Annotated in this window: 17 protein-coding genes; 6 read left to right on the forward strand and 11 right to left on the reverse strand. The window is 54.2% G+C overall.

Annotation, left to right across the window (positions count from 1 at the left end; translation table 11 throughout):
* Positions 1–7: 7 nt before the first annotated feature.
* The 7 genes from ruvB to AC6HVW_RS14340 all read right to left on the reverse strand — a co-directional run bounded on the left by ruvB (position 8) and on the right by AC6HVW_RS14340 (position 5726).
* A complete protein-coding gene (gene ruvB / locus AC6HVW_RS14310) occupies positions 8–1015 on the reverse strand; it encodes a Holliday junction branch migration DNA helicase RuvB (protein ID WP_071683365.1) in 1008 nt (335 codons plus the stop codon).
* A gap of 18 nt (positions 1016–1033) precedes the next feature.
* Positions 1034–1648, reverse strand: a complete 615-nt coding sequence (gene ruvA / locus AC6HVW_RS14315; RefSeq protein WP_021806658.1) for a Holliday junction branch migration protein RuvA — start codon at positions 1646–1648, stop codon at positions 1034–1036.
* Positions 1649–1828: 180 nt separating this feature from the next.
* Positions 1829–2350: a crossover junction endodeoxyribonuclease RuvC gene (ruvC, locus tag AC6HVW_RS14320; protein ID WP_021181146.1), complete on the reverse strand. Its 522-nt coding sequence runs from the start codon at positions 2348–2350 to the stop codon at positions 1829–1831.
* 67 nt (positions 2351–2417) lie between these two features.
* A complete protein-coding gene (locus tag AC6HVW_RS14325; RefSeq protein WP_071683364.1) occupies positions 2418–3161 on the reverse strand; it encodes a YebC/PmpR family DNA-binding transcriptional regulator in 744 nt (247 codons plus the stop codon).
* Positions 3162–3182: 21 nt separating this feature from the next.
* Complete coding sequence (nudB, locus tag AC6HVW_RS14330) at positions 3183–3629, reverse strand: dihydroneopterin triphosphate diphosphatase (RefSeq protein ID WP_021181144.1); 447 nt, start codon at positions 3627–3629, stop codon at positions 3183–3185.
* A complete protein-coding gene (aspS, locus tag AC6HVW_RS14335) occupies positions 3629–5413 on the reverse strand; it encodes an aspartate--tRNA ligase (RefSeq protein ID WP_021181143.1) in 1785 nt (594 codons plus the stop codon). Before aspS ends, nudB begins: the two co-directional genes overlap by 1 nt.
* 82 nt (positions 5414–5495) lie before the next feature.
* Complete coding sequence (locus AC6HVW_RS14340; protein WP_021181142.1) at positions 5496–5726, reverse strand: FmdB family zinc ribbon protein; 231 nt, start codon at positions 5724–5726, stop codon at positions 5496–5498.
* 201 nt (positions 5727–5927) lie between these two features.
* On the opposite strand from AC6HVW_RS14340, the gene AC6HVW_RS14345 reads away from it, so the two are divergent.
* From AC6HVW_RS14345 to cmoB, 5 genes are all read left to right on the forward strand, one after another.
* Positions 5928–6500 carry a hydrolase gene (locus AC6HVW_RS14345; RefSeq protein WP_059200996.1) on the forward strand — a complete coding sequence of 191 codons (573 nt, stop codon included), beginning with the start codon at positions 5928–5930 and terminating at the stop codon, positions 6498–6500.
* 77 nt (positions 6501–6577) lie between these two features.
* Positions 6578–7393 (forward strand): DUF72 domain-containing protein, encoded by an 816-nt coding sequence (locus tag AC6HVW_RS14350; protein ID WP_497569492.1) that lies wholly within the window; start codon positions 6578–6580, stop codon positions 7391–7393.
* A gap of 101 nt (positions 7394–7494) precedes the next feature.
* A complete protein-coding gene (locus tag AC6HVW_RS14355) occupies positions 7495–7890 on the forward strand; it encodes an MAPEG family protein (RefSeq protein WP_024486445.1) in 396 nt (131 codons plus the stop codon).
* Positions 7891–7985: 95 nt separating this feature from the next.
* Complete coding sequence (gene cmoA / locus AC6HVW_RS14360) at positions 7986–8729, forward strand: carboxy-S-adenosyl-L-methionine synthase CmoA (protein WP_021806664.1); 744 nt, start codon at positions 7986–7988, stop codon at positions 8727–8729.
* The gene (cmoB, locus tag AC6HVW_RS14365; protein ID WP_021181137.1) at positions 8726–9697 is read left to right on the forward strand and encodes a tRNA 5-methoxyuridine(34)/uridine 5-oxyacetic acid(34) synthase CmoB; all 972 of its coding nucleotides are present in this window, start codon (positions 8726–8728) and stop codon (positions 9695–9697) included. Before cmoA ends, cmoB begins: the two co-directional genes overlap by 4 nt.
* 59 nt (positions 9698–9756) lie before the next feature.
* Here the strand turns inward: cmoB and AC6HVW_RS14370 are convergent, their stop codons facing one another.
* The 3 genes from AC6HVW_RS14370 to AC6HVW_RS14380 form a co-directional block, all read right to left on the reverse strand.
* Complete coding sequence (locus AC6HVW_RS14370; RefSeq protein ID WP_497569493.1) at positions 9757–10254, reverse strand: hypothetical protein; 498 nt, start codon at positions 10252–10254, stop codon at positions 9757–9759.
* Positions 10255–10999: 745 nt separating this feature from the next.
* Positions 11000–11749 (reverse strand): copper homeostasis protein CutC, encoded by a 750-nt coding sequence (gene cutC / locus AC6HVW_RS14375; protein WP_037376006.1) that lies wholly within the window; start codon positions 11747–11749, stop codon positions 11000–11002.
* 233 nt (positions 11750–11982) lie between these two features.
* Positions 11983–12552, reverse strand: a complete 570-nt coding sequence (locus AC6HVW_RS14380) for a VOC family protein (RefSeq protein ID WP_166732708.1) — start codon at positions 12550–12552, stop codon at positions 11983–11985.
* Between the two features lie 858 nt (positions 12553–13410).
* Between AC6HVW_RS14380 and argS the strand changes: the two genes are divergently transcribed.
* A complete protein-coding gene (argS, locus tag AC6HVW_RS14385; RefSeq protein ID WP_447887951.1) occupies positions 13411–15141 on the forward strand; it encodes an arginine--tRNA ligase in 1731 nt (576 codons plus the stop codon).
* Between the two features lie 69 nt (positions 15142–15210).
* Here the strand turns inward: argS and murJ are convergent, their stop codons facing one another.
* The gene (gene murJ, locus AC6HVW_RS14390) at positions 15211–16746 is read right to left on the reverse strand and encodes a murein biosynthesis integral membrane protein MurJ (RefSeq protein WP_037376007.1); all 1536 of its coding nucleotides are present in this window, start codon (positions 16744–16746) and stop codon (positions 15211–15213) included.
* Between the last annotated feature and the right edge of the window lie 91 nt (positions 16747–16837).

A 16837-nucleotide genomic window follows, 5' to 3' on the forward strand; every position in this document is an offset into this window, starting at 1 on the left:
TGGATTGCTACTTCTCTTCCCGCTCGATACCAAAGTGCTTATAGGCATGATTGGTCGCCATTCGGCCACGCGGAGTACGCTGAATAAATCCCTGTTGGATCAGGAAGGGTTCTATCACGTCTTCTATCGTTTCACGCTCTTCGCCAATTGCCGCCGCCAGGTTATCCAACCCCACCGGGCCACCGGTAAACTTGTCGATGATTGCCAACAACAGCTTGCGGTCCATATAATCGAAACCTTCCGCATCGACGTTCAACATATCCAATGCCTTCATGGCCACTTCGCCATTGATTACCCCGTTGGCACGGACTTCGGCAAAGTCACGCACGCGGCGTAGCAGGCGGTTGGCAATACGCGGCGTACCGCGGGCGCGACGGGCTACTTCATGTGCTCCATCGGTAGACAGATCCAGCCCCAGGCAGTTGGCACTGCGGGAAACGATATGCTCCAGATCGGCCACCTGATAAAACTCCAGACGCTGCACGATGCCAAAGCGATCGCGTAATGGAGAGGTCAAGGAACCGGCCCGCGTGGTGGCTCCAACCAGGGTGAATGGTGGCAGGTCGAGCTTGATCGAACGCGCAGCCGGACCTTCACCGATCATGATATCCAACTGATAGTCTTCCATCGCTGGATACAGGATCTCTTCCACTACCGGCGAAAGACGGTGGATTTCGTCGATAAACAGGACGTCATGCGGCTCCAGGTTGGTCAGCATTGCCGCCAGATCCCCCGCCTTTTCCAGCACCGGACCAGAAGTGGTACGCAGGTTAACGCCCATCTCATTGGCCACGATATTGGCCAAGGTGGTTTTACCCAATCCAGGCGGCCCGAAGATCAACAGATGGTCCAATGCATCGCCGCGCTGTTTGGCAGCCTGAATAAAGATTTCCATCTGCTCACGCACGTGCGGCTGGCCAACGTACTCCGTCAGCAGCTTGGGGCGGATCGCACGATCCAGCACCTCTTCTTCATTGAACGGCTCGGCAGAGATCAGGCGGTCGGCTTCAATCATGGTCTACCCCTTTCCGGCCTACAGTGCGGCACGTAATGCTTCGCGGATTAATGCCTCGCAATCCGCACCCGGCTTGGCAACCTTGCTGACCATGCGGCTGGCTTCCTGCGGCTTATAGCCCAAGGCCACCAGTGCAGAGGCCGCTTCGGCTTCAATATCCATCTCCGCCGCTTTGGCCGCACTGGCCGGCAGAGGGATTTCGCTGCTGTTGTTGAACAGATCGCCGTTCAGGCCTTTGAAGCGGTCTTTCATTTCGACGACCAGACGCTCGGCGGTTTTCTTACCCACGCCTGGCAATTTGATCAACGTAGTGATCTCTTCACGTTCCACCGCGCTGACAAACTGCTGGGCAGACATGCCGGAGAGGATCGCTAGCGCCAGTTTTGGCCCCACGCCGTTCACTTTAATCAGCTCACGGAACAGCGCACGCTCTTGTTTATCATTGAACCCATACAGCAGCTGTGCATCTTCACGCACCACGAATTGGGTAAACACGATAGCCTCTTGCCCCAGCTCCGGCAGCTCGTAAAAGCAGGTCATCGGCATATGCACTTCATACCCGACGCCATTGGTTTCAAGTAACACCAGCGGTGGCTGCTTTTCCAGAATAATTCCTCTGAGACGACCTATCATTACCCCTCCTGAATGGATCCCTGTACGTGGCGCTCTGCCACGCAGTATTGATACAGCTTATACCATAAAAAAGGCTGGATGAATATCCAGCCTCCGATTGATAACAAAATGGCCATGCCTCGGTGGGCGCAGCATGCAGCGCCCCTACGTAACGTAACCCGCTGAGACTTTGTCAGACCGCTAACGCAAACGCCCGCGCGCCAGATTCAACCGCCCTTCACTCATACGCAGCACGTTCTGGCTGAGATGGCAGTGGGTAATGGCGATAGCCAACGCATCCGCGGCATCCGCCTGTGGATTGGCAGACAGCTTCAGCAGTGAGCGAACCATATGCTGCACCTGAGACTTTTCCGCCGCACCGGTACCGACCACCGTCTGTTTCACCTGGCGCGCCGCATACTCAAACACTTCCAGGTTTTGATTGACGGCGGCAACGATCGCCACGCCCCTCGCTTGCCCCAGCTTCAGCGCCGAGTCCGGGTTCTTGGCCATAAACACCTGTTCGATGGCGAAGAAGTCCGGTTGAAACTGGGTGATGATTTCGCTCACGCCAGCATAAATCAGCTTCAGGCGCGTTGGCATATCATCCACCACGGTACGAATACAACCGCTGGCAACATAGGTCAGTTGGCGGCCCTGCTGGCGGATCAGGCCATAGCCGGTGACGCGCGAGCCGGGATCGATACCCAGTATGATCGCCATTGCTACCACCACCCTGCATTGATTGTTGCCTGGCGTTGCCGGTTGGCAACGCCATCATTCACCTGCATTACAGCGTTGCAGCGATCTCGTCGGAGATCTCACCGTTATGGTAAACCTCCTGCACGTCGTCACAGTCTTCCAGCATGTCGATCAAGCGCAGCAACTTAGGTGCAGTTTCCTCATCCATGTCCGCTTTGGTGGACGGGATCATGGAAACCTCGGCCGAGTCTGCCTCAAAGCCAGCGGCGGTCAACGCGTCTTTCACTTCACCCAGATTTTCCCAGGCGGTGAAGACGTCAATGGCACCGTCGTCATAGGTCTGGATATCTTCAGCACCCGCTTCCAATGCGGCTTCCATCACCGTGTCTTCATCCAGGCCCGGTGCATAGGTGATCACGCCTTTTTTGGTGAACAGATAGGCCACGGAACCGTCGGTACCCAGGTTGCCACCACACTTGGTGAAGGCATGGCGCACTTCTGCCACGGTACGGTTACGGTTGTCACTCAGGCACTCAATCATTACCGCGGTGCCGCCAGGGCCGTAACCTTCATAGATGATGGTTTCCATATTGGTATCATCATCGCCGCCTACGCCACGGGCGATAGCACGGTTCAGGGTATCGCGCGTCATGTTGTTGGACAGCGCTTTATCAATAGCCGCACGCAGACGCGGGTTCGAACCCGGATCGCCGCCGCCCAATTTGGCGGCAGTCACCAGCTCACGAATAATTTTGGTGAAAATCTTACCGCGTTTGGAATCTTGTGCAGCTTTGCGGTGTTTGGTGTTGGCCCATTTACTATGACCTGCCATAAAAAATATCTCCAAAAAGAACTACTGGACAGAATGGATCACAAACTCTTCAATCGCCTGCTGATTACTCCAGGACTTGGTCAGTTTGACCGCCTCGGACGCCTCAAGCCATTGGTAAGCATGATGTTCGGTCAAGACCGGATCGCGCTCATCAGGTAACGCCAGACAGAACCAGTGCTCTTTATTACGCGTGGTTCCCGGCGCATAGCGGTGTCGCAAATGGACAAAGAGTTCAAATTCCACACAGCGCTGGCAATCGAACAACGGCAGACCCTCTGCTGCGATATCGATGCCAATCTCTTCCATGACTTCGCGCTGTGCGGCATGCGGCGGCGATTCGGCGTCTTCAAGGCTGCCGGTGACCGACTGCCAGAACTCCGTATCGTCACGCCGCTGTAACATCAGCACCCGGCCACTGGATTTTGCATAAATCACCACCAGAATAGACTCGGGCCGCTTGTAATTCATCACTCGCTCTCTTGTTCGGCTGAGGCTTTCTTCACTACGCTGATCGCCAGTTCCTGCAACGAAGCCGGGTTGGCGAAGCTTGGTGCATCGGTCATCAGACAGGCTGCCGCGGTGGTTTTCGGGAAAGCGATAACATCACGGATGTTCTCGGTACCGGTTACCAACATCACCAGACGATCCAGACCGAAGGCCAAACCGGCGTGCGGAGGAGTACCGTACTTCAGCGCATCCAGCAGGAAGCCAAACTTCTCACGTTGTTCTTGTTCGTTGATGCCAAGAATACCGAAGACGGTTTGCTGCATTTCACTGCGGTGAATACGCACGGAACCACCACCCACTTCATAGCCGTTCAGCACCATATCGTAGGCATTGGCGATAGCTGAGGTAGGATCTTTTTGCAGCTCTTCCGGGCTCATATCGCGCGGGGCGGTAAACGGATGGTGCATCGCCGCCAGGCCACCTTCGCCGTCCTCTTCGAACATTGGGAAATCGACCACCCACAGCGGTGCCCAGCTGTCGAGCTTTGTCAGGCCCAGATCGCGGCCGATTTTCAAGCGCAGCGCGCCCATGGCGTCGGTAACGATTTTAAAGCTGTCGGCACCGAAGAACAGAATGTCGCCGGTTTGCGCATTGGTGCGCGCCAGGATCGCTTCCAGCACTTCGGCACTGAGGAATTTGGCAATCGGGCTTTGCACGCCTTCCATACCCGCAGCACGATCGTTAACCTTCAGCCATGCCAAACCTTTGGCACCGTAGATATTCACGAAAGCGCCGTATTCGTCGATCTGCTTACGGGTCAGCTGCGCGCCACCCGGAACACAAATCGCGGCTACGCGGCCTTTGGCATCGTTCGCCGGGCCAGAAAACACTTTAAACTCAACGTCTTTAACCAGGTCGGCAACGTCCACCAGCTCCAGCGGGTTACGCAGGTCTGGCTTATCGGAACCGTAACGGCGCATCGCTTCGGCAAAGGTCATGATCGGGAACTTGCCCAGATCGACACCCTTCACGTCCAGCCACAGTTCATGCACCAGTTGCTCCATCACTTCACGCACCTGCTCGGCGCTCATGAAAGAGGTTTCCACGTCGATCTGGGTGAATTCTGGCTGGCGATCGGCGCGCAGGTCTTCGTCACGGAAACACTTGACGATCTGGTAGTAACGGTCGAAGCCAGACATCATCAGCAGCTGTTTGAACAACTGTGGGGACTGTGGCAACGCGTAGAATTTACCTTTATGTACGCGGCTTGGTACCAGATAGTCACGGGCACCTTCCGGCGTGGCTTTGGTCAGCATTGGGGTTTCGATATCCAGGAAACCGTGGCTGTCCATAAAGCGGCGCACAAAGCTGGTGATCTTGGCACGGGTTTTCAGGCGGTCGGCCATTTCCGGGCGACGCAGATCCAGGTAGCGATATTTCAGACGCGCTTCTTCGCTGTTGGTCTGATTCGAGTCTAACGGCAGCGGTTCGGAGCGGTTGATGATCTCAAGCTGATGAGCGAACACCTCAACTTCGCCAGTCGCCATATCCTTGTTGACCTGGCTTTCCGGGCGCGCACGCACGGTACCGACGATCTGGATGCAGAACTCGTTACGCAGTTCGAAGGCTTTGTCGAAGGCCACTTTCTGATCCGGATCGAAGAACACCTGTACGATGCCTTCGCGGTCACGCATATCAATAAAGATCAGGCCACCCAGATCGCGGCGGCGGTTGACCCAACCACACAAAGTGACTTCCTGGCCGACGTGGGCCAGATTCAACTGCCCGCAATATTCAGTACGCATACGCTATCCTTTTGACTTAAGCCGATTCGGCCGGAGGTTGGCAGCAGTTGCTGTTTCCGCACGGCTATTATCTGACGAATTGTTATTTATCACCCGGTTTGAAGTCTGTTGCATACCAGCCGGTGCCCTTTAACTGGAAACCGCTGGCAGAGATCAACTTGGTCAGTGCGGGCTGCCCACACGCCGGACATTGAGTCAAAGGCGCGTCGGAAAATTTTTGTAGTTTCTCTAATCGATGTTGGCATGAGCCACATGCATATTCATAAATCGGCATAGATCGCTGGATTAAAGATTGGTGAAAAAAGGCGGTCATTATAAAGGAAATTCATGCGCCAGATAAGAGCGAACACGGCATTGTTGCAATGCTAAATCGCACCTAGCGGTAGCAAACAACACATCGGTTAACAAATTTCCCATTAACTGGCAGCAGTTTTATCACGTAGCCTATGTATCCGTCGTCTTTCAAAAGCCGGTAGCACAACCTTTAATCCACTTTAACCCAGAGACGCTCCCAATGTTGAAACTTGAAGCCCAAACCACCGCCCTGGTCCTGATCGATCTACAAAACGGCATTCTACCTTACGCCGCTGGCCCGCACAGTGCCAGCCAAGTCGTCACCCATGCGGCCCATCTGGCAGGGCGTTTCCGCGCGCTGAATGCCCCCGTGTTTCTGGTGCGCGTCGGCTGGTCTGATTCCTTTGCCGAAGCGCTCAAGCAACCGGTAGACAAGCCTTCACCTTCTCCGGTCGGCGGGCTGCCAGCCTCCTGGTGGGAATTCCCCGAAGCGCTGGCGGTACAAGACAGCGATGTGCTGATCACCAAACGTCAATGGGGAGCATTCTATGGCACCGACCTGGACCTGCAACTGCGCCGTCGGGGTATCAAATCGGTGGTATTGGGTGGTATCGCCACCAATATCGGCGTGGAGTCTACCGCTCGTGCGGCCTGGGAACATGGCTACGAGTTGGTGATCGCCGAAGACATGTGCAGCACCTACAGCGCCGAGATGCACCAATTCGCCTTCGATAATATCTTCCCGCGTATTGCCCGTGTGCGTAGCACCAGTGAGATCCTTGCCGCGCTGTAAGCCTGGTGTCACTTGAAAGGTGGCGCAGATAACGTTAACGTTGTTGCCAAAATGTAAAGCATGGAAGATGACCGTTGATGTATATCGGACTACCGCAATGGCAACATCCGGCCTGGAACCGCATTGGCCTGCGCGATCTGGCAGACTACAGCCGCTACTTCAACTGTGTGGAAGGTAACACCACCTTCTACGCTCTGCCAAAGATGGAAATTGTGCATCGCTGGCGCGATATGACCGGCGATGATTTCCGTTTTTGCTTTAAATTCCCGTCAGCGATCAGCCATAAAGCAGCACTTCGCGGCTGTGAAGCCGATATCAAGGCATTTTATGACTGCCTGCGCCCCCTTGAAGGGCGTATCGGACAACTGTGGTTACAGTTGCCCGCCGCCTTTTCACCCGAGCATCTGGGCGTTCTGTGGGCATTTCTTGATGCCTTACCGCCGGAGTTCACCTACGGAGTCGAGGTACGTCATCTGGAGTTTTTCGCCAAGGGTGACGCAGAACGCCAACTGAATCAGGGTTTGCACCAACGGGGCATAAATCGGACTATCCTCGATAGCCGCCCGCTGCACCATGCCAAACCGCACAGCCCAGCGATCCGCGATGCGCAGCAGAAAAAGCCCAAGTTGCCGGTACATGCAGTGATAACGGCTGACAACCCGTTGATCCGCTTTATCGGCGGTGATGTGCTGGCGGACAATCAGCGCTGGTTTGATTCATGGCAACAGAGATTGCCTGACTGGGCGCAACAACATCAGCCTTATCTGTTTATTCACACACCAGATAACAGCGATTCTCCTCAGCAGGCACAGAAAATCTGGCAAGGGCTACACGGCATAATTCCGAATTTAGCGATACCTCCGGACTGGCCAGAGCAAGAAGCCTTGTTTTAACCTATTAATCTGATGGGTCCTATCGGATATTTCCTCGCGACAGTCGCGAGGATGGCAGTTATGATGCTCGTTGCCAGATTTGGTTACGAATGGAGTTAAGAATGGTAAGCGCGCTCTATGTGGTGCTTGGCGCATTGTTGTTGATCAAACTCTCTTATGACGTGGTCAGGTTGAGAATGCAGTACCGGGTCGCCTACGGTGACGGTGGGTTCTACGAGCTGCAAACCGCGATCCGCGTACACGGTAACGCCGTAGAGTACATCCCGATCGCCGCCATCCTGTTGGTGATCATGGAGATGAACGGTGCTGAAGTCTGGATGGTGCATCTGTGTGGTTTGCTGCTGATGGCAGGCCGGCTGGTTCACTACTACGGTTTACGTAACCGTGAAGTCCGCTGGCGCCGTTCGGGTATGGCGGCTACCTATCTTTCATTGATACTGATGGTGATAGCCAATATCGTTTATCTGCCGTGGGACATTATCTTTAGTTTACACTGATATCCCCTCTGTTCAGGCGGCCACGCCGCCTGCTTCTGCCTGCGTCGCTTTTCTGTTAGTATACGCCCCTTCGAATTCTGACCTGATTTGCCGCTATGCCAAACCGCGATACTCTTTTTTCCGCCCCGATCGCCAAACTGGGCGACTGGACCTTCGACGAGCGCGTTGCTGAAGTCTTCCCAGACATGATCCAGCGTTCCGTTCCAGGCTACTCCAATATCATTTCGATGATTGGCATGCTGGCCGAACGTTTTGTCCAGCCGCACAGCCGGGTGTATGACCTGGGGTGCTCGCTCGGCGCGGCCACGCTATCGATGCGCAGGAACATCAGCGTCGAAGGTTGTCAGATTATTGCGGTCGATAATTCCCCCGCGATGGTAGAGCGCTGCCGCCGCCATCTTGATGCTTTTCGCGCCGATACGCCCGTCGACGTCATTGAGGCGGACATTTTAGACATTACCATCGAAAATGCCTCGATGGTGGTGCTGAACTTCACCCTACAGTTTCTTGAACCGGCCGATCGGCTGCGCCTGCTCGAACAGGTTTATCGCGGGCTACGTCCGGGCGGCGCCTTGGTGCTGTCGGAGAAATTCAGCTTTGAGGATGCGGACGTCGGTGAACTGTTGTTCAACATGCACCACGACTTCAAACGCGCCAACGGCTACAGCGAATTGGAAATCAGCCAAAAGCGCAGCATGCTGGAAAACGTGATGCTGACCGATTCGGTCGAAGCGCATAAAGCGCGCCTTCGGCAAGCCGGTTTTGAACATGCAGAAGTCTGGTTCCAATGCTTCAACTTCGGCTCATTGATCGCCCTGAAATCAGGAGAAACCGCATGATCGAGTTTGGAGACTTCTACCAGCGCATCGCCAAAAGCCCGCTGAGCCACTGGCTGGATACGCTGCCGGCCCAGATCACCGCCTGGCAGCGCGAATCGCTGCATGGCAAGTTCAAACAGTGGTTCAATTCGGTAGAGCACCTGCCTTCCCTGACGCCGACCCAGTTGGATTTATTGCATGGCGTACGTGCCGAGATGGAACAACCGCTGTCACCTGGCCAGCTCGAAGGCATTGAGAAAATGCTGCGTACGCTGATGCCGTGGCGTAAAGGGCCGTTCTCGCTTTACGGCATTGATATCGATACCGAATGGCATTCCGACTGGAAGTGGGATCGCGTGCTGCCGCATATTTCCCCGCTGGCTGGCCGTACCATCCTGGATGTGGGTTGCGGCAGCGGTTACCATCTGTGGCGCATGGTCGGTGCTGGAGCACATCTGGCGGTCGGTATCGATCCAATGCAGCTGTTCCTGTGCCAGTTCGAAGCGGTGCGAAAACTGCTGGGTGGCGATCAACGCGCCCATGTGTTGCCGCTGGGTATCGAACAACTGCCCGAGCTGGCCGCTTTCGACACCGTTTTCTCGATGGGCGTGCTCTATCACCGCCGTTCCCCGCTGGATCACCTGTATCAGTTGAAGAACCAGCTGGTTTCCGAGGGCGAGCTAGTGTTGGAAACGCTGGTCGTGCCAGGCGATCGCCATCAGGTATTGGTGCCGGGCGACCGCTACGCGCAGATGCGTAACGTCTACTTTATTCCGTCTGCCGAAGCGCTGAAGTGCTGGCTGGAAAAATGCGGATTTGTCGACGTCAGCATTGCCGATATCTGCCCAACCAGCACCGAAGAGCAGCGCCGCACCGACTGGATGACCAGCGAGTCACTGGCCGAGTTCCTCGATCCCCAGGATCCAACCAAAACGATTGAAGGTTACCCGGCACCGATCCGCGCCGTGCTGATCGCCAAAAAACCGTAAGCCTTAACCAACTCACTATGTAAGGGCGTAGCAATGCTACGCCCTTTTAGTTGCCACCGTTATTTTCTCAAAGCCTGTAGCAGATCCTTTTCAAACACCCCGCTGGATGAACATTCGAAGGGCTTGACCTTATCGTTACCATCCGCAGCCACCAGCCCCGCAACGCCATTGACTTGCACCATCACGTTAGTCCCTTCTCCGGCGCTAAAAATCTGCACCAGGATCCGGTAGGTAACATTCAGATTAGATGGCCCTGGCTGGTCTGAACAAGTCAGATACAGGCTGGCCAGTTCAGCGTCATTGCCCGTCGTGCCAACGATCCCCAGATGCGGGTCGACAACCTTGGCCTCTAGCCCTTTCTGCGCAAAAATTGCCTCGGTACGGGTTAACAGCTCATCTGGCTTACGGTTGCCTATCAAGGTCGGCTTCGCAGCAGTAGTCGACTTACCAGCGGCTGTTTCAGCCGCACTGCCGGGCTGGTTACCGGTTTTAGTTGGCCCATACACCGAGACGCAACCACTCAATGCCAAGGCCAGCAAAATAAATAAATGTCTCATCACTCACCTGTAATACAGCGTTGCGCAGGCCGTTAACGACATAACAAGGCCGACAATCAGTAAATAACGCATCTCCCCCTCCTCCGTTAACGATAATAGGCCGCAACACAGCCCGATAATGAACAACAAACCAGCATTAACCACACAACATAAACTCTCATGTATCCTCCTGACCAAAAGCGGTTGAACTTGTTTAGTAACAGCACCATCAAACGGTATCGTCTACACATCAACGTGTCGCCTCCTGTCATGTGTGTCAGCGCTGGCAATACAATCGTGGGGAAATCCTATCGAGGCTCAGCGTTGAAGACTGAACGCTTTTAGTAGACTGGAAAAACTCAACAAATTCATAAGGGTGATTAATGCGAGGTGTTGACAGACTGTTGATGGCATTGCTGACCATAATGACCGGCATAGGGATTGCCGTCATATTCAATATCGGCGGCACCGTGCAAATACTTTCGGCCATTTGTCACTGGGTGGAGAGTCTGCGATAAGCGACAACAGCCGGTTACATTTTATCAACATTTAAACTTAAGGCAGTGGCTCATCGTTAACTAGAGTTAAAGTGTTGGTATCGCGCCAACACCAGAGAAGTATGAACCTGTTTGCCCTGAGCACCTCTACCCTGTTCAGGGCTTTTTTTGCGCACAGATGCAAAAAGCCCCGAATATTCGGGGCTTCAAACCAGGCTCAAAACGTTGGGCCATTGCTAAACGGTCTCAGCATACGGCGCCCTACGATCTCATTCGACAGGAGTCAGCATGGCCAACGCGTTCTTCATCGCCTCTACCGTTTCCCCGTCCACGCAGTAGTGGCTGAATTCGTCAAACTCATTGTCGGCACACATGGTGACACCCGCCTTGCGGTAACGCATGGTGGAAGGCACCGTATGCCCGGCCGAGCTATGCAATTCCTGAATACCGATATCCACAAACTTATGCATATTGCTCAAACGGACACCTGCACCGGCCATGATCACCGGGCCGTTGCTGGCATGCACCAAGTCGCGTAACAGCGGTAAGCCCAACTCGGCATTCTGCTGCTGCCCAGAGGTCAGAATGCGCGCCACGCCGAGCTGCGTCAGTTGTTCCAGCGCCACCATCGGGTTTTGACACATATCGAACGCGCGATGGAAGGTCACCGCCATATTACCGCTTAATTTCATCACCTCGCGCATCCGCGCAAGATCGATATGCCCTTCATCGTCCAACATGCCGATGACCACACCGGCAAAACCCATCTCGCGGATTTGCGCCACGTCGTTCTTCATAATCTCGAAATCGACGGCGCTGTAACAGAAATCGCCCCCGCGTGGCCGCACTATTGGATGAACGGGTATCGTTACCCGCTCCCGAGCCAGCCGCAACGATCCAAAGCTCGGCGTCAACCCACCCTCACTCTGGCTAGCACACAATTCTATGCGGTCAGCGCCCGCATGCTCTGCTGTCATGGCACAGTCGACGCTATAGCAACAAACTTCCAGCTTCATTATTGTTACCCCCAGATAACGGTCAAAAATGCTACAGCAAACGTTTACCCGTCGCCCTATAGGCCACAGGATGACAATCTGATAAAAGTCTTAATGGCACGAGGTGCTAACTATGGCACTCAATTTTGATTAATGGATCGATCGCAGTCACAGTGGCGGCGTTAAGTCGGATAAATAACGCGAACGCATCATTTTTCTCCCTAACACCCCATTCGAAATCGGCAACAAACGACACGCTACGGTTTCACCCGTTCACTGGCCACGATGTCACGAATATGATGCGGATGGAATTTGATGGTGACATTGCCATCGCTGATCGCCAAGGTCGGATTGGCCAGGCGTTCGCCCTCACCTTTAGGTGAGCTCTGCTTGAGTTTGATGCCAGGTAGCAGCAAGGCTTCGTCAGGCAGATGTTCCAGGGCGCGGGCATACAGGGTAGCGGGATCGCCGCTTAGCACCAGCTCTACATGTTCCCATCCTTCATGCGGATAGCGCTTCTCACCGGGGTATGGCAGCTCGATACAGTCAATCTGCCAAGGGCCAACCTTCAACGGCTCATGGAGATCAAACAGGCAAATCGGCCTGCCGTTAATCATCGCTTCTGAAAGTAGCGATCCGCATTGTAGTAACCCTTGCCGCCAACGATCGGCGGTGCTGTTCTGATGGCAACGCAGCGAGATATGGTCTGCGCTGAATGTTGCCAGCTCAAGATGGAGCCGTTGTGCAAACTGTTCCAACGCCAGTTCAAAGCGAGGCAAATCCAGCGTCAGGTCGTTAAGTTCGGCGATCGATGACAAGGTAGTCATAAGTTTCTCAGGCTCTCCAGGATCTTTGGCAGGCCAATAATCTACACGTCGAATCGCCTGGAGGCTATGGATAAGAGAATAAAAACCTACCGGATGAACATAATGCTGCCTCTTTTGCGCTGGTGCCTATTTTAGACCGAACTATCCTTCGTGAAGGATGAAGCAATCAAGAATCATCTCATATCATAATTAATTAAACCATTATTAATAACCTTAAGAATGCCTAATGTTTAATCGTTCTTTATCCCCTCAAGGACAACATATATAAATCACTTGAAATGGAATCTAAACATAACCCCACAACAAATTTAACACATTGTTTTTAATGATAAAAAACAAAAATCATGCGAACAGTCCTAAACAGCGTCATTACAATTGATTCAATGCCGTTAATAAGTTAGGTTAGGAGGGCATTTGAATTTGGATAAATAAACATGGCCCTGTTAGGTATATCCCTTGTTTTAATAGCCATTGCTGGCTACGCGATTTATCGCCATTTCAAAACTCGTCAGAATAGTGTGTTACGTTCTGGCCGAGGCAATAAAAAGCGTTAAAGCGTCCATTAATCCGCTCCCATCAAACCAATGACAGCGGACGGTTTGATTCACCTACTTACCTTTTTGGTCTTCACTTTTCCCTATCTTTCACCATGCCAGCCCGCGTCAACTACTGACGCGGTGCCGTCAATCGGTTACAATTGCAGGCTGTTTTGTGGTTGAGCGTCGCCTGCGATATGCGGCGTCGTCCCTGCTGGACTGCAAGTTGTGCGTCAAGACGTTTGCAGGCCAATAGAGTAAAACCACCTTTTGATCCGGAGGGCGTACTGCACGGCCCTCGTTTGTCATTTAAGGTAACCCGGTGAATATTCAGGCTCTTCTATCAGATAAAGTCAGCCAGGCGCTGATTGCCGCAGGTGCGCCTGCCGATTGCGAAGCTCAGGTTCGTCAGTCCGCGAAAGCACAGTTTGGTGACTATCAAGCCAACGGCGTGATGTCCGTTGCCAAAACTCTTGGTATGCCGCCACGACAACTGGCAGAGAAAGTAGTCCAACTGCTTGACCTGGGTGACATCAGCAGCAAAGTGGAAATCGCTGGCCCTGGCTTTATCAATATCTTCCTGAACAGCGAATGGGTTGCCCGCCAGGCCGATGCCACCCTGGGTGCAGCTAAGCTGGGCATTGCCCCCGTTAAGCCGCAAACCATCGTGATCGACTATTCTGCGCCCAACGTGGCGAAAGAAATGCACGTGGGTCACCTGCGCTCCACCATTATTGGCGATGCCGCTGCCCGTACTCAGGAATTCCTGGGCCATAAAGTGATACGCGCCAACCATGTGGGCGACTGGGGTACCCAGTTCGGCATGCTGATCGCTTACCTGGAAAAGATGCAAAACGAGCACGCCAGCGATATGGGGCTGTCGGATCTGGAGCAATTTTACCGCGAAGCCAAGAAAAACTACGACGAAGACGAAGATTTCGCTCTGCGCGCCCGTGGTTACGTGGTCAAACTGCAAGGCGGCGACCAATACTGCCTGAAGATGTGGCGCAAGCTGGTGGATATCACCATGGCGCAGAACCAACTGACCTATAACCGTCTGAATGTCACCCTGACCGAAGATGACGTCATGGGTGAAAGCCTGTACAACGCCATGCTGCCGGGCATCGTTGCCGATCTCAAGGCGAAAGGGCTGGCGGTAGAAAGCGAAGGCGCTACCGTGGTGTTCCTGGACGAGTACAAAAATAAAGACGGCGATCCGATGGGTGTCATCATCCAGAAGAAAGACGGCGGTTACCTGTATACCACTACCGATATCGCCTGCGCCAAATACCGTTTCGAGACCCTGGGGGCCGATCGTGTTCTCTATTACATCGACTCGCGCCAGCATCAGCATCTGATGCAAGCCTGGACTATCGTGCGCAAAGCAGGTTACGTGCCAGACTCCGTCTCGCTGGAACACCACATGTTCGGCATGATGCTGGGTAAAGACGGCAAGCCGTTCAAAACCCGTTCAGGCGGCACCATAAAACTTTCCGATCTGCTGGATGAAGCTGTTGAACGCGCCAGCAAACTGATTGCCGAGAAGAATCCAGACATGCCTGCCGATGAAATGCAGAACGTGGCGAACGCGGTTGGTATCGGTGCGGTGAAATATGCCGATCTGTCGAAAAGCCGTACCACGGATTACATCTTCGATTGGGATAACATGCTGACCTTCGAGGGCAACACCGCGCCGTATATGCAGTATGCCTATACCCGCGTTGCCTCGGTGTTCAAGCGTGCTGGCGTGGATGAAAGCAACCTGACGCTGCCGTTGGTGATGACCGAAGAGCGTGAAGTCGCGCTGGCAACTCGCCTGCTACAGTTCGAAGAAACCCTCACCGTGGTCGCCCGTGAAGGTACACCGCACGTGATGTGTACCTATCTGTACGACCTGGCGGGGCTGTTCTCTGGCTTCTACGAGCATTGCCAGATCCTCAACGCCGAAAGCGAAGAGGCACGTCAGAGCCGCCTGAAGTTGGCTCTGTTAACCGCCAAAACGTTGAAAACCGGTCTGGATACGCTCGGGATCGAAACCGTCGAACGCATGTAATCCATTCGATAGCTGTAAAAAAGGTCGCGTTAGCGACCTTTTTGTTATCTGATGATTAGCTGTGGGGTATCAATCTACCCGCCGAGCGAAGTCTCTAGGACGGAAACCAAGGATCCCCAACACCGCAAAGTAGGCAACAATCCCCGCAGCCACCACGACCGAAAGACGCAGTAAGCGAGCCAGCATATTGCCCTGATCCCATTCCGGCATCAGCCACATCACGCCAAGCAGTACCGCAGCCATCACCAGCACGGCGACTACCAGCTTGAACAAGAACATCGCCCAGCCGGGCTGCGGTTGGAAAATATCCTGCTTGCGCAGTTGCCAATACAGCAGCGAAGCATTCAGACAGGCCCCCAGACCAATCGACAGCGAAAGCCCGGCATGCTTCAGTGGGCCAATAAATATCAGGTTCATCACCTGGGTCAGGATCAGCGTAATGATGGCAATCTTGACCGGGGTTTTGATGTCCTGGCGCGAGTAGAAACCCGGTGCCAGCACTTTCACCACGATCAGGCCCATCAAGCCAACCGAGTAGGCCACCAGCGCACGCTGGGTCATCGCCGCATCAAAGGCGGAGAACTTGCCGTACTGAAACAACGAGACGGTAAGCGGCTTGGCGAGGATGCCCAACGCGATGGCACTCGGTAAAGCTAGCACAAAGCACAGACGCAGGCCCCAGTCCATCAGGCGGTTATATTGTTCATGATTACCGCTGGAAAAACTCTTCGCCAAGGACGGCAGCAGGATGGTGCCCAATGCTACGCCCAGCACCCCGGACGGGAACTCCATCAGGCGGTCGGCATAATACATCCACGACACCGAGCCGGAGACCAGGAACGAGGCGAAAATGGTGTTGATGATCAGCGAGATCTGGCTGACCGAAACCCCCAGGATCGCTGGCCCCATCTGGCGCATCACACGCCATACGCCCGCGTCATTCAGCTTCAGGCGTGGCAATACCAGCATGCCAATTTTCTTGAGGTGCGGTAATTGATAACCCAGTTGCAGCACGCCCCCCACTACTACTGCCCAGGCCAAAGCCAGCACCGGTGGATTGAAGTACGGCGCGGCAAACAGCGCAAAGCCGATCATGCTGACGTTCAACAGCGTTGGCGCAAAGGCCGGAATGGAGAAACGGTTCCAGGTATTGAGGATCGCCCCCACCAGCGAGGCCAGCGAAATCAACAGGATATAAGGGAAGGTGATACGTAACAGCGACGAGGTCAGGGCAAACTTATCCGGCGTATCGGTAAACCCCGGAGCCGTAATAAAGATCACCCAGGGCGCGGCCAGCATGCCAAGCACGGTCACGACTGCCAGCACCAGCGTCAACAGGCCGGAAACGTAGGCAACAAAGGTACGCGTCGCCTCTTCCCCCTGCTGGCTTTTGTATTCCGCCAGGATCGGCACAAACGCCTGGGAGAAAGCCCCTTCCGCAAAGATGCGGCGTAAAAGGTTTGGCAGCTTGAACGCCACAAAGAAAGCATCCGTAGCCATCCCTGCCCCAAAAACGCGTGCCACGATGGCATCACGCGCAAAGCCCAGCACCCGTGAAAACATGGTCATCGAGCTAACGGCTGCCAGTGATTTAAGTAGATTCATGTGGTTTTTCTGATGAGTACGACGGGTAAATATCAACGCCTGCATCGGCAGGCGTCAGTTGAGTGGCGTTAGTCTACGGCTCCACGCCATT

It is taken from the genome of Serratia sp. NCCP-200 (assembly GCF_059697885.1).